Source organism: Nevskia sp. (assembly GCF_023266035.1).
Lineage (GTDB): Bacteria > Pseudomonadota > Gammaproteobacteria > Nevskiales > Nevskiaceae > Nevskia.
Genome location: NZ_JAHFRY010000025.1, coordinates 25,484 through 37,927, shown reverse-complemented (window position 1 = coordinate 37,927; position 12,444 = coordinate 25,484). Strand labels below are relative to the sequence as shown.

The 12,444-nt window shown below is 65.9% G+C and carries 12 protein-coding genes and 1 pseudogene; 6 read left to right on the top strand and 7 right to left on the bottom strand.

What is annotated here, in order from left to right:
- Window positions 1–610: OmpW family outer membrane protein (locus Q0D45_RS05690; protein WP_293389696.1), on the top strand; the 610-nt coding region annotated here is incomplete at its 5' end.
- Here Q0D45_RS05690 and Q0D45_RS05685 read toward each other — a convergent pair.
- The 6 genes from Q0D45_RS05685 to ccmA form a co-directional block, all read right to left on the bottom strand.
- Window positions 494–1,165, bottom strand: a complete 672-nt coding sequence (locus tag Q0D45_RS05685; RefSeq protein ID WP_293389694.1) for a thioesterase family protein — start codon at window positions 1,163–1,165, stop codon at window positions 494–496. The two genes, Q0D45_RS05690 and Q0D45_RS05685, sit on opposite strands and share 117 nt — an antisense overlap.
- Window positions 1,162–2,775, bottom strand: coding sequence for a DHA2 family efflux MFS transporter permease subunit (locus Q0D45_RS05680; RefSeq protein WP_293389692.1), 1,614 nt, complete (start codon window positions 2,773–2,775; stop codon window positions 1,162–1,164). Before Q0D45_RS05680 ends, Q0D45_RS05685 begins: the two co-directional genes overlap by 4 nt.
- Window positions 2,772–3,605: an HlyD family secretion protein gene (locus Q0D45_RS05675; RefSeq protein ID WP_293389690.1), complete on the bottom strand. Its 834-nt coding sequence runs from the start codon at window positions 3,603–3,605 to the stop codon at window positions 2,772–2,774. The genes Q0D45_RS05680 and Q0D45_RS05675 overlap by 4 nt, the downstream gene beginning before the upstream one ends.
- A 171-nt stretch (window positions 3,606–3,776) precedes the next feature.
- Entirely contained in the window at window positions 3,777–4,505 is a 729-nt protein-coding gene (locus tag Q0D45_RS05670; RefSeq protein ID WP_293389687.1) for a cyclic nucleotide-binding domain-containing protein, read from the bottom strand.
- 36 nt (window positions 4,506–4,541) lie between these two features.
- A complete protein-coding gene (ccmB, locus tag Q0D45_RS05665) occupies window positions 4,542–5,207 on the bottom strand; it encodes a heme exporter protein CcmB (RefSeq protein ID WP_293389684.1) in 666 nt (221 codons plus the stop codon).
- Window positions 5,204–5,797 carry a heme ABC exporter ATP-binding protein CcmA gene (ccmA, locus tag Q0D45_RS05660; RefSeq protein ID WP_293389681.1) on the bottom strand — a complete coding sequence of 198 codons (594 nt, stop codon included), beginning with the start codon at window positions 5,795–5,797 and terminating at the stop codon, window positions 5,204–5,206. Before ccmA ends, ccmB begins: the two co-directional genes overlap by 4 nt.
- 124 nt (window positions 5,798–5,921) lie before the next feature.
- Between ccmA and folD the strand changes: the two genes are divergently transcribed.
- Entirely contained in the window at window positions 5,922–6,779 is an 858-nt protein-coding gene (gene folD / locus Q0D45_RS05655) for a bifunctional methylenetetrahydrofolate dehydrogenase/methenyltetrahydrofolate cyclohydrolase FolD (protein WP_366946357.1), read from the top strand.
- Between the two features lie 8 nt (window positions 6,780–6,787).
- On the opposite strand, the gene Q0D45_RS05650 is transcribed toward folD, so the two are convergent.
- A complete protein-coding gene (locus Q0D45_RS05650) occupies window positions 6,788–7,903 on the bottom strand; it encodes a substrate-binding domain-containing protein (RefSeq protein WP_293389675.1) in 1,116 nt (371 codons plus the stop codon).
- 170 nt (window positions 7,904–8,073) lie between these two features.
- On the opposite strand from Q0D45_RS05650, the gene Q0D45_RS05645 reads away from it, so the two are divergent.
- The 4 genes and pseudogenes from Q0D45_RS05645 to Q0D45_RS05630 form a co-directional block, all read left to right on the top strand.
- A complete protein-coding gene (locus tag Q0D45_RS05645; protein WP_293389672.1) occupies window positions 8,074–9,735 on the top strand; it encodes an OFA family MFS transporter in 1,662 nt (553 codons plus the stop codon).
- Between the two features lie 15 nt (window positions 9,736–9,750).
- Window positions 9,751–10,284 (top strand): formate dehydrogenase subunit gamma, encoded by a 534-nt coding sequence (locus Q0D45_RS05640; protein WP_293389669.1) that lies wholly within the window; start codon window positions 9,751–9,753, stop codon window positions 10,282–10,284.
- Window positions 10,281–11,855, top strand: a complete 1,575-nt coding sequence (locus Q0D45_RS05635; protein WP_293389666.1) for an NADH-quinone oxidoreductase subunit NuoF — start codon at window positions 10,281–10,283, stop codon at window positions 11,853–11,855. The genes Q0D45_RS05640 and Q0D45_RS05635 overlap by 4 nt, the downstream gene beginning before the upstream one ends.
- Before the next feature lie 15 nt (window positions 11,856–11,870).
- A pseudogene (locus Q0D45_RS05630) lies at window positions 11,871–12,444 on the top strand (2Fe-2S iron-sulfur cluster-binding protein); the annotation flags it as partial.

The following is a 12,444-nucleotide window of genomic DNA, read 5'->3' as shown; positions in this document are numbered from 1 at the left end:
CAGCGACGCGACGACCCTGGTCGCCACTTTCGTGCAGACCTTCGGCGATCATTTCCTGGTCAAGTTCGAGGGCGGCATCCCGCCGCGCTTCAAGCTCAATGGCAGCGGCATCGTCACTGCGCCAGGCCCGACCGGCGCGCTGTTCAGCGTCGATCTCGGCAATTCCGCCAACCAGCCGCTGGCCACGGCACGGCAGTGGAGCCCGATCACCCTGCTGCAGTACCGGCCGCTGTCACCGGCCAGCCGCATCCAGCCCTACATCGGCCTCGGCGTCGGCTACACCTTCTTCACCAATGTGAAGCTCGGCAAAGGCACCGAGGCCGATCTCAACAGCCAGTTCGGCACGCCCCTCGCAGCGCTGGCACTGAAACCCGGCCCGACCAGCGCCAGCGCCCATGCCTCATCGAGTGTCGCGCTGGCCTTCAACGGCGGCGCGTCCTGGCTGTTCGGCGAGCACTGGGCGCTGACCGGCTCGGTGTCCTACGGCCTGCTGTCAACCCATACCCGCATCGACCTGAAAGCGGCCGACGGCAGCATCCTCGCGCAGAGCCGGGCCAGCCTCGTGCTCAATCCGCTGATCACCGGGCTGCTGCTGAACTACCGGTTCTGAGGCAACCACGAGATCCGCCTTCTGAGCGGCACGCGCCTCGTCGAGGCTGCGCGACCAGGTCTGCACCCAGGCCGGCAGTGCCGGGGACACGATGCCGAGGTAGCCGCAGCTGGCGATCACTTCGGCGATCGGCATGGCGCCGGTGCCGCGCTTCCAGAACAGACCGCGATTGACCAGCAGCAGCACGATCTCGCCATTGGCCTTGACCAGGCGATGTTCGAAGTAGCCCCACTTGGCATCCCAGCCCAGCACCCGCGATTCGATCGTGAAGCGCTCGAACACCCGCAGCGGTTTCAGGTAGCGCACCGAGATATCGCCGATCACCGGAATGAAGCGCTGCCGGTAAGCCTGCTGCAGCGCGCCGATCCGCCACAGCCAGTCGATGCGACCGAAGTCGATGAAGGTCATCAATCTTCCGTTGTTGACGTGCAGGTTCAGGTCCAGATCGTTGGGTAGCGCACGGCTGCGTACGCGCTGCACCGCGAAGACATCGCGGCTGCGACAGCCGAGCGTCTGGGTCAGGAAGATCCACAGCAGGCGGAAGATCAGGCTCATTTCGAGGCTCCGGTCGGCGACATCGCAAGGGGATCGAGTTGCGGCTTGTTGGCCAGCAGCAGCAGGAAAAGTGCGGCGATGACCAGGCCGGACAGCAGCAGGAAGACGTTGTTGAAGGCGATCACTGCGGCTTCGCGCTCGACCAGCGCGCCGGCCAGCCGCGCTGCGATCCGCGCGCCCTGCGCAGTCATGACCTCGCCCATCGCATCAGGCGCGATGCGGCCAGCGGCAGCGAGTGCGTCCTGCACCGGCACGCGGGCAATGTCGAGACTGGCGTGCAGCCCCTGCTCGTTGAGGCTGCGGAAGTGGCGCAGCGCGATCTGGATGCCGGCGATGCCGAAAGCGCCACCGAGATTGCGCGTCAGGTTGAACAGGCCGCTACCGCTTTTCAGCAGCTCGTCCGGCAAGGTGCCGAGCGCAATCCGCGTCGCCGGCACCAGGCAGAAGGTGAAGCCGTGGCCGCGCACCAGCTGCGGCAGCAGAAAGGCATCGAAGCCGGAACCGGCGGTCAGCGAAGCGTCGAGCCCGTTGCCGAGCGCGACCATCGCCAGGCCCCAAGCCATCATCCAGCGCGAGTCGAGCTTGTGCTGCAGCCGGCCGGCAAGCGGCGCGGACAGGAACATGGTGATGCCGGACAGCATGGTGATCTGGCCGATCTGCAGGCTGTCATAGCCGCGCACATGGCCAAGGAAGGTCGGGATCAGGAAGACGACGCCGTAGAGCATGGTGCCGACCACGAAGGAGATCGTGCAGCCGACCGAGAAATTGCGATTGGCGAGACAGCGCAGATCGACAATCGGCTCGGCAGCAATGCGCGCTCGGGCCGCGAACAGCAGCGCGCCAGCGATGCTGACGATCGTGAAGCTCGTGATCAGCCCATCGTCGAACCAGTCGCGATGCATGCCTTCCTCGAGCACGAACTGCAGGCTGCCGAGCGCCAGTGCCAGGCCGATCAGACCCGGCAGATCGACACTCCGCAGCAGCGCCGGCTGCGGCTTATCAATATCGACGCAGTGCCAGACGAGGCTCGCCACCAGCACGCCGGGCAGCAGATTGATCAGGAACAGCCAGTGCCAGGACAGCACCGAGGTGACATAGCCGCCGGTGCCGGCGCCGACCGCCGGCGCCAGCAGCGACACCATGCCGATCAGCACATACGGCGTGGCCCGGCGCGATTCCGGAAACATCAGGAACAGTGCGGCCATCGTGGTCGGGATCAGGCCGCCGGCGAGAAAGCCCTGGATCGCCCGGAAAACGATCATCGATTGCAGATTCCAGGCCATCGCGCAGGCCAGGCTGGCGATCGTGAAACCGAGTGCGCAGGCGGCGAAGTAGACCCGCGTCGAGAATGCCCGGGACAGGAAGGCCGACAGCGGAATGCCGATCACTTCGGCGATCAGATAACTGGTCTGCACCCAGCCGATTTCATCGAGGCTGGCCGACAGCCCGGCGCGAATCTCGTTGACCGAGCTGGCGACGATCTGCACATCGAGAATGGCGATGAAGTTGCCGAACAGCATCGCCGTGAAACCGATCCAGGCGCGCGCCGCCGGGCCGATGCTGAAGCTGCGGACCTTGCGGTGCTGTACGGGCAGCGCGATCGCGCTCATGGCTGCGCCACCGTGTCGATGCCGACTTTCGCCGACAGCCCCGGCCGCAGCACGACATCGGCCGCAGCCAGCTCATCGAGCGCAATCCGCACGCTGACGCGCTGGACGACGCGGGTGAAATTGCCGCTGGCGTTCTCGGCCGGCAGCAGCGCGAACTCGGAGCCGGCGGCCGGCGCCAGGCTTGCGACCCGGCCGTGCAACAGCTGGCCCGGCAGCGCGTCCAGCCGTACCGTCGCCAGCTGCCCGACTGCGAGATGCCGCAGTTGAGTCCCCTTGAAATTCGCTTCGACCCAGGGCTGATCGACCGCAACCAGCGACAGCAGCCGCTGGCCCGGTGCAATGCGGGCGCCAGCCATCGCCACGAGGTCACCGACCACACCGTCATGCGGTGCCAGCACCTGGGTGGAATCGAGATCGTGGCGGGCGAGATTTTCCTGGGCCAGTGCCGCGCTGAGTCGGGCCAGCAAGCCCTGGCGTTCGGCATCGAGCAACTGGCGGTCACCGCTGCCGAGCATGCGCTGACGGGCATTGACGGCGAGTGCCGCCTCGGCCTGAACGACGTTGGCATGTGCGCTATCGAGGCGCAGCTGGTAATCGAGCGGATCGAGTTCCAGCAGCAGATCACCGGCCGTCACCGTCTGGTTGGCGCTGACGTGGACGCCGCGCACCGCGCCGCCAACCCGCGCCGATACCGAGGTGATGTCGGCGCGCAGGTAGGCGTTGTCGGTGCTTTCCGTCGTGCTGCCCGGCAGATACCAGGCCGCCCCCGCGCTGATGCTGGCCAGCAGCATCACGCCCGCATAACCCATCATCCCGAACTTTCTGTTCATGCCATTTCCCCTGATTTCCACGTTGCCGACACGGGCTTTTGCCCTGTGCAACTAGGAAAACGGAATGGCTGTGCTGCAACAACGGCGACTTGCGGGCCGGCTCGCAAAATCCCGCTTCAACTGCGGAGCCCTGCTGCGACCCCTGTCACAGGAGAGCCGTTCGGGGCTGTTTCAGGGCTCCAGTTCAGCCTGCGACGGCGCTGGCTGATCGAGCAGCACGATGGTCTGGCCCCGCAGTTCCAGACGCCCGGCAATCGCCAGATCGCGAATGATGGTGCCGGCCAGTTCACGCGAGCAGCCGGCCAGCTTGCCGAGATCCTGACGGGTGATGCGCAGCGCCTGACCGCCCGCCACCCGCTTGCCGCCACCATCGGCAAGCACCGCCGACAAGGCCTGCCAGACACGCTCGGCTGCGTGCAGCGCCGGCATTTCCGCAAGCCGGCGGTTGGTGGTCCGCAGCCGGCTGGCGAGCTGGCCGGCCAGCTCCAGCCAGAAGCTCGGATGACGCTCGGTCAGCCGCAGGAACTCGTCGTAAGGAATTTCCAGCAGGGTGGCGTCGGCGGCGACATCGATGCGCGCACTGCGCGCCTGCACACCGGGCAGCATGCCCATCTCGCCGAAGAAATCGCCGGGGCAGAAGTAGGCCAGCAGCAGGTCCTGACCCTGCGAACCGGTGTGGCGCACGGCGCACAGGCCGCTGATCAGCAGATACAGACAGGTGGGCCGCGCGCCAGCTTCGATGACCACGCGGTGGCGCGCCAGCTGCCGGTTGCGGGAGATTGCCAGCAGCGCCGGATAACCGGGATCGCGGCACAGGCGATCGAGGCTCGGTGTACTCAACGAAGCTGCCTTGCCGGTGCGTGGTGGTTTGGTGTCGCGCCCCGAAGCCAGATCTGCCACGGCCGTTCTCCCCTGTCGATCTCTGCTTGCCCGGGCCTACCCTAACGCGTTGCGAACCGCGCCCGCCGCTGCCACCGGCAGCAAAGTGAGACTCAGCGCCAGCAGCGCGCCGAGGAAATACAGCGGCGCTTCCGGCGACAGCCCGGCGGCCGCGGCCCGCACCGCACCGCCGCCGAAGATCACCGCCGGCGTCATCAGCGGCAGCACCAGGATCGGCAGCAGCAGGCCGGCGCGCGGCGCGCCGACGGTCAGTGCCGCTGCGAAGCCGCCGGTGAACACCAGGGTCGGCGTGCCGAGCAGCAGGCTCAGCACCAGCACGCCAACCGCTGCTGAATCCATGCCAAGGCCATAGCCGATCAGCGGCGAAGCGACCACCAGCGGCGCGGCCGTCAGCAGCCATTGCGCGGCGAGTTTTGCGGCCAGCAGCATCGCCAGCGGCGTGTCGACGATCAGCATCTGCTCCAGCGTGCCGTCATCGAGATCGCTGCGGAACAGGCGCTCGACGCCGAGCAGCGCCGACAGCAGCGCACCGACCCAGACGATCGCCGGCGCAAAGGTTTTCAGCGCCGGATCGTCGGGCGCGATGCCGAGCGGAAACAGCAGCGCGACGATGCCGTAGAAGACCAGCGGTTGTGCCCACTCGGCAGGGCGGCGCAGCGCGATGCTCAGCTCGCGGCGGAAAACCGCTGATATGGCGCTCATGCATCCAGACTCAAGCTACGCAAGCTCGGCAGATCACCCGGCAGCGGCTGATGGCTGGTGACGATCGCGGCACCGCCGCCATCGACATGCGCTTTCAGCAGGCCGGCGAACAGCGCCAGCCCCTGCACATCGAGCCCGGCCAGCGGCTCGTCGAGCAGCCACCAGGGCCGAGGGACTGCGACCAGGCGAGCCAATGCGGCGCGGCGTTTCTGACCGGTCGACAACTGGCCGCTGGGCCGGTTGGCGTGCCGAGTATTGAGCCCGACCGCTTCCATCGCCGCTTTCGGATTCGCAAGCTTGACGCCGTTCAGCCCGGCCCAGAAGTCGAGATTCTCGAGCGCCGACAGCACCGGATTGAGCGCGTTCTTGTGACCGATCCAGTGCCGCTGGGATTGCTCCACGCCGGCTTCGATGCTGCCGGCCTCGGCACGCCGCAGGCCGCTGAGCACTTCGAGCAGCGAGGTCTTGCCGGCGCCATTGCGGCCGAGCAGATGCAGCACCTCGCCCGGCGCCAGGTGGAAGCTGAGCCCGTCGATGACGGTGCGGTCACCGCGCGTGACGACGAGCTGTCGGACCTGCAGGCTGGGCATTGACGCGAGGCTGGGAAGTGAACACGGAAGTCGTCACGAAAGTTTACGTGAAGGCCACCACTATGCTGATCAGACGATTCGCATGAGACAATTCGCGCCTTCCCCGGCGAGAGCGAATCCAGGCGTGACGGCACAGTTGATTGACGGCAAAGCCGTTGCGGCACAGGTTCATGAGCGCGTGCGGCTGGCGGTGGCGGAGTGGCTTGCGGCAGGACATCGGGCGCCAGCGCTGGCCACAGTGCTGGTCGGCGCCGATCCGGCGTCGGAAATCTATGTCCGCAACAAGCGCCTGACCTGCGAAAAGGTCGGCATCCGCTCGCTGCCGAACCATCTCGATGCCGACATCAGCGAAGCCGACCTGCTCGCCGTGATCGACGGCCTCAACGCCGACGATGCCATCGACGGCATCCTGGTCCAGTTGCCGCTGCCGAAGCACATCAATGCCGACAAGGTCATCGAGCGCATCCGGCCGGACAAGGATGTCGATGGCTTTCATCCCTACAACTTCGGCCGTCTCGCCCAGAAGACGCCGACCTTGCGGCCGTGCACGCCGTTCGGTTGCGTCGAATTGCTGAAGTCCACCGGCGTGCCGCTCGCCGGCAAGCGCGCGCTAGTAATCGGCCAGTCGAACATCGTCGGCCGGCCGATGGCGCTGGAACTGCTGCTGCTCGGCTGCACGGTGACCATCGCCCACAGCCGCACGCGCGATCTGCCCGAGGAAGTCGGCCGCGCCGAAATCCTGGTGGTCGGCACCGGCATCCCGGAGATGGTCAAGGGCGACTGGGTGCGGCCGGGCGCGATCGTCATCGACGTCGGCATCAACCGCCTGGCCAGCGGCAAGCTTTGCGGAGACGTCGAGTTCGCGGCTGCCCGCGAGCGGGCCGCGTTCATCACCCCGGTACCGGGCGGCGTTGGCCCGATGACGGTCGCGATGCTGATGGAAAACACGCTGGTCGCCGCCCGCAATCGCGCGGGCGGCTGACGCGCCGATCACTTGCCTCTGGCGGCTTTTGCCGTCCGGCCTTTCGGCAGACGGCCGAAATCCGGGAAAGCGTCCTCGATCGCCATCACTTCGCCGCAGCGCAGCGCGTCGTAGCCTGGCAAGGCATTGACCAGATTGCGGAAGTCCGGATTGCACAGCGTGTCGATCACGCTCAGCAGCGCCGGCGTCTTGAGCGCGGTTTTCGCGCACAGGAAGAAGTAGCGCTCGCCGGCCAGCGGCACGAAACCAAGATCGAAGCGCTTCGCCGCAGCCTCGACGCCAACGCCGGCATCGGCCATGCCGCTGGCGACATAGGCGGCGACTGCGGCATGGGTGAATTCGCCGCTTTCGTAACCGGTGATCCTGGCGCCGTCGATGCCGGCCTTGTCGAGCATGAGGTCGAGCAGCATCCGGGTGCCGGAACCGGGCTGGCGATTGACGAAGCGGATATCGGCACGGGACAGATCGGCCAGCGACTGGATGCTCTTCGGATTGCCCGGCGCCACGATCAGGCCCTGGCGCCGCGTCGCCAGCATAATCAGCCGATGGGTCTGCGGCTTCAGCCAGGCCGCGTACTGCTGCAATGCCGGCGCCTCGAACTCGCCGAGCGGCACGTGGAAGCCGGCCAGATCGCAGGCGCCGCTCTTGAACGCGCCGAGCGCTTCGAAGCTGGAACGGTATTTCAGGTCGATCGGAATCCGGCTGCGCACGAACCAGTCGCGCAGGGTTTCCACCGCGAAGCCATGACTGGCCTGGACGCGGAGGATGGCGCCGGTGTCGCTGAGCGCGCGTTCCAGTTCCACTTCCAGCTCCGAGGCCAGGCTGTCGAGCAGCGGCGCGAGACGCGCATTGATGCGCTTGTCCGCCCAGACCAGCTTCTCCGCCAGCGGCGTCAGCACCGCACCGCGGCCGCGCTGCATGGCCACCAGCGGCGCGCCGAAGGTGCGGGTGCCGTCCTGCAACAAGCCCCAGGCGTAGCGGTAGGACAGCCCGGCCTGGATACAGGCTTCGGCCAGGGTGCCGGTTTCCCGGACCCGGGCCAGAAGCTCGACCAGACGTGGCAGCGACTGCTTGCCATCGGCCTGTTCGAGCTGCCAATGCGGCTTGATCGAAACTTTGAACATCGGAGTGCCTTGGAGATCTGGAAAGAGGAATGCGCTTTAGGCTTTACGATACATATTTTCATCGCCGTCCGGTACGACTACCGTGTCGTAACTGCAGGATTTTCGATGGTGCAGATATGTTTCAAGGCACATAAACAGCAGTCGACGCAGACTGCTGCAACGGAGGATGGATGTCGAGCATCGCGCCAACGGCAAGAACATCGAGCCTGCTCGATTTTCTGGCCAAGGAACGGACGATCGCCGGCGCGGGATTCAACCGCTGGCTGGTGCCGCCGGCTGCGCTCGCGATCCACCTCTGCATCGGCATGGCCTACGGCTTCAGCGTGTTCTGGTTGCCGCTGTCGAAAGCTGTCGGTGTCAGTGCACCGCTCGCCTGCCCGGCTGGAACCAGCTTCTTCACCGAACTGTTCGCCAGCAATTGCGACTGGAAGATTTCCACGCTCGGCTGGATGTACACGCTGTTCTTCGTCTTTCTCGGTTCGAGTGCCGCGATCTGGGGCGGCTGGCTGGAGCGCGCCGGCCCGCGCAAGGCGGGGTTGGTGTCGATGGCCTGCTGGTGCGGCGGCATGCTGCTGTCAGCCCTCGGCATTCACTTGCATCAGTTCTGGCTGATGCTGCTCGGCTCCGGCGTGATCGGCGGCATCGGCCTCGGCCTCGGCTACATCTCACCGGTATCGACCCTGATCAAGTGGTTCCCGGATCGCCGCGGCATGGCCACCGGCATGGCGATCATGGGCTTCGGCGGCGGCGCGATGATCGGCAGCCCGCTGGCCCAGTTGCTGATGACCAAGTACGCCACGACAAGCTCGATCGGCGTCGCTGAAACTTTCGTGACGATGGCGCTGATCTACGCCGTGTTCATGACGGCCGGCGCACTCGGCTATCGCGTTCCCGCGGCCGGCTGGAAGCCTGCAGGCTGGACACCGCCGGTGGCCAACACCGCCAACGCGATGATCAGCTCGAAGCATGTGCATCTGCGCAATGCCCACCGAACACCGCAGTTCTGGCTGATCTGGGCGGTGCTCTGCCTGAACGTCACCGCCGGCATCGGCGTCATCGGCATGGCCTCGCCGATGCTGCAGGAAGTGTTTGGCGGAAAGCTCATCGGCATCGAGGCCGCGATCGGCTCGCTCGATGCCAGCCAGGCCGCGCAGATCGCGGCGATTGCCGCCGGCTTCACCGGCCTGCTCAGCCTGTTCAACATCGCCGGCCGTTTCTTCTGGGCGTCGATGTCCGACAAGCTGGGCCGCAAGATCACCTACGCAATCTTCTTCCTGCTCGGCACCGCGCTCTATGCGTCTGCGCCCAGCGCAGGACACGCCGGCAGCGTGGCGCTCTTCGTCGCTGCGTTCTGCATCATTTTGTCGATGTACGGCGGCGGCTTCGCGACCGTGCCCGCCTATCTCGCCGACATGTTCGGCACCCAGTTCGTCGGCGCCATCCACGGCCGCTTGCTGACCGCCTGGTCGATGGCCGGCATCTTCGGCCCGGTGATCGTCAACTACCTGCGCGAGTACCAACTCGCCCAAGGAGTTGCGAAAGCGCAGGTCTACGACACCACGATGCTGATCCTCGCCGGGCTGCTGGTCGTCGGCTTCGCCTGCAATCTGCTGATTTGCCCCGTCGAGCCGAAATGGCAGATGAACGAGGCCGAACTGGCCGAAGCCAGAAAGCTGGCGCACGAGATCGCCCCCGCTGGAGCGCCGATCAATTCCGTTCAAACCGTCGGAGGCTTCAGCGTCATGGCGTTGCTCGCCTGGCTCGCCGTCGGCATTCCACTGGCCTGGGGCGTGTCGCAGACCGTCGCCAAGGCCGCGATCCTGTTCAAGTAATCAACCCAAACAATCATGGCTCCCAACACGGATACTTCCACCTTCGAGCGCCGCAGTCCGCCGATCAAGCTCGCCGAGCTGTCATCGCTGTCGGCTGCCGATAGCGCTGCGATCAATGCCGTGCTCGCCAGGCTAAAGAACCTGCCCGGCGCCTTGCTGCCGATCCTGCACGGCGTGCAGGACGCGCTCGGCTACGTGCCCAAGGATGCGGTGCCGGTCATCGCCAAGTCGCTGAACCTGTCGCGCGCCGAAGTGCATGGCGTGATCAGCTTCTATCACTGGTATCGCACCGAGAAGCCGGGCGAGCACGTGCTCCATCTGTGCCGCGCCGAAGCCTGTCAGGCGGTTGGCGGCCGGGCGCTGGAAGCCCATGTGAAAACCACGCTCGGCATCGATTTCCACGAGACCACGGCCGATGGCCGCTACACGCTGGAACCGGCGTACTGCCTCGGCAACTGCGCCGTCGGCCCCAGCCTGATGATCGATGGCGCGCTGAAGGGCCGGGTGACGGCTGATCGCTTCGATCGCCTGACCGGAGTGCCGGCATGAGTGTCGCGACCATCTACGTGTCGCGCGATTCGACGGCGATCTCGCTCGGTGCCGATGAAGTGGCTGCCGCGATCACCGCCGAAGCCGCGCGCATCGGCCTGGACATCAAGCTGGTCCGCAACAGCTCGCGCGGCATGTTCTGGCTGGAGCCACTGGTCGAAGTCGCCACCGACGCCGGCCGTATCGGCTATGGGCCTGTGCAGCCGGAAGATGTCGCGTCGCTGTTCGCAGCCGGGCTGACTCACGGCGGCCGTCATCCGCTGAGCCTCGATCTGGTCGAGGAGATTCCTTACATCAAGAATCAGGAGCGCCTGACCTTCGCACGCGCCGGCATCACCGATCCGGTCAGCCTTGCCGACTATCGCGCCCATGACGGCTACAAGGGTCTGCAGAACGCACTGGCGATGGAGCCGGCTGCGATCATCGCCGCGGTGACCGACTCGGGCTTGCGCGGCCGCGGTGGCGCTGCGTTCCCGGCCGGCATCAAATGGAAGACTGTGGCGGGTGCCGAAGGCGCGCAGAAGTACATCGTCTGCAATGGCGACGAAGGCGATTCCGGCACCTTCGCCGATCGCATGGTCTGCGAAGGCGATCCCTTCGTGCTGATCGAAGGCATGACTATCGCCGGTGTCGCCGTCGGTGCCACGCGCGGCTACATCTACCTGCGCTGCGAATACCCGTACGGCGAGCGGGCGCTGAACGAAGCGATCAAGGCCGCGTACGCCGCGAACTGGCTGGGCGCCAACATCCAGGGTTCCGGCAAGCACTTCGATCTGGAAGTGCGGATGGGCGCCGGTGCCTATATCTGCGGCGAGGAAACCTCGCTGCTGGAATCGCTGGAAGGCAAGCGCGGCATGGTCCGCTTCAAGCCGCCGCTGCCGGCGATCAAGGGCCTGTTCGGTTGCCCGACGGTGATCAACAACGTCATCACCCTGGCATCGGTGCCGATCATCCTCGACAAGGGTGCGGAGCACTACAAGAACTTCGGTGTCGGCCGCTCACGTGGCACCTTGCCGGTGCAGCTCGCCGGCAACATCAAGCATGGCGGTCTGGTCGAGAAAGCCTTCGGCGTGTCCTTGCGCGATCTGCTCTACACCTTCGGCGGCGGCGCGCTCAGCGGCCGGCCGATCCGCACCGTGCAGGTCGGCGGCCCACTTGGCGCCTACATCCCGGATTCGCAGTTCGATCTGCCGCTCGACTACGAGGCCTACGCCAAGGTCAACAACATGGTCGGCCATGGTGGCATCACGGTGTTCGACGACACCGTCGACATGGCCGAGCAGGCGCGTTTCTCGATGGAGTTCTGCGCCACCGAATCCTGCGGCAAGTGCACGCCCTGCCGCATCGGCTCGACCCGCGGCATGGAAGTGATCGACCGGCTGGTGGCCGGCGATCAGCCGGTGAAGCAGGAAGCCCTGCTCCGCGATCTCTGCGACACGATGCTCGCCGGAAGCTTGTGCGCACTGGGCGGCATGGCGCCGTTCCCGGTGCTCAGCGCCTTGAATCATTTTCCCGAAGATTTCCAGAAATCATCCCAGCAGCAGACGCCGCGCGTTCGCGTCACGTCCTGATAGAGGTAGGCAGCCATGTTCTCGATCATCGACAAGGATCTCGGTACCCCCGCCCCGCGCCCGCCGCGCAATGTCGGTCAGAAGACCGCGATTGCCGAAGTCGCGGCCAAGCAGGTCACGCTCAACATCGACGGCCGTGAGGTCACGGTGCCGGAAGGCACCTCGGTGATGCGCGCCGCCGCGCTTGCCGACATCAACATCCCCAAGCTCTGCGCCACCGACACGCTGGAAGCCTTCGGCTCCTGCCGTCTGTGCCTGGTGCAGATCGAAGGCATGCGCGGCTATCCGGCGTCGTGCACAACTCTGGTCGCCGATGGCATGAAGGTAGTCACCCAGAACGACAAGCTCGCCAAGCTGCGCCTCGGCGTGATGGAGCTGTACATCTCCGATCACCCGCTGGACTGCCTGACCTGCCCCGCCAATGGTCACTGCGAGCTGCAGGACATGGCTGGCGCCGTTGGCCTGCGCGAAGTGCGCTACGGCTATGAGGGCGCCAATCATGTTCATGGGCACGTCCATGCCGACGGCAAGCGCAAGGTCAATGATCGCTTCATGCCGAAGGACGAGAGCAATCCGTACTTCACCTTCG

Excerpts from the sequence above, each read along its gene's own strand:
- Q0D45_RS05675 (WP_293389690.1), bottom strand. The coding sequence starts at position 3,605 with ATGAACAGAAAGTTCGGGATGATGGGTTATGCGGGCGTGATGCTGCTG.
- Q0D45_RS05645 (WP_293389672.1), top strand. The coding sequence starts at position 8,074 with ATGTCGAGCATCGCGCCAACGGCAAGAACATCGAGCCTGCTCGATTTT.
- Q0D45_RS05685 (WP_293389694.1), bottom strand. The coding sequence starts at position 1,165 with ATGAGCCTGATCTTCCGCCTGCTGTGGATCTTCCTGACCCAGACGCTC.
- Q0D45_RS05635 (WP_293389666.1), top strand. The coding sequence starts at position 10,281 with ATGAGTGTCGCGACCATCTACGTGTCGCGCGATTCGACGGCGATCTCG.
- ccmA (WP_293389681.1), bottom strand. The coding sequence starts at position 5,797 with ATGCCCAGCCTGCAGGTCCGACAGCTCGTCGTCACGCGCGGTGACCGC.
- Q0D45_RS05640 (WP_293389669.1), top strand. The coding sequence starts at position 9,751 with ATGGCTCCCAACACGGATACTTCCACCTTCGAGCGCCGCAGTCCGCCG.
- Q0D45_RS05650 (WP_293389675.1), bottom strand. The coding sequence starts at position 7,903 with ATGTTCAAAGTTTCGATCAAGCCGCATTGGCAGCTCGAACAGGCCGAT.
- Q0D45_RS05680 (WP_293389692.1), bottom strand. The coding sequence starts at position 2,775 with ATGAGCGCGATCGCGCTGCCCGTACAGCACCGCAAGGTCCGCAGCTTC.
- ccmB (WP_293389684.1), bottom strand. The coding sequence starts at position 5,207 with ATGAGCGCCATATCAGCGGTTTTCCGCCGCGAGCTGAGCATCGCGCTG.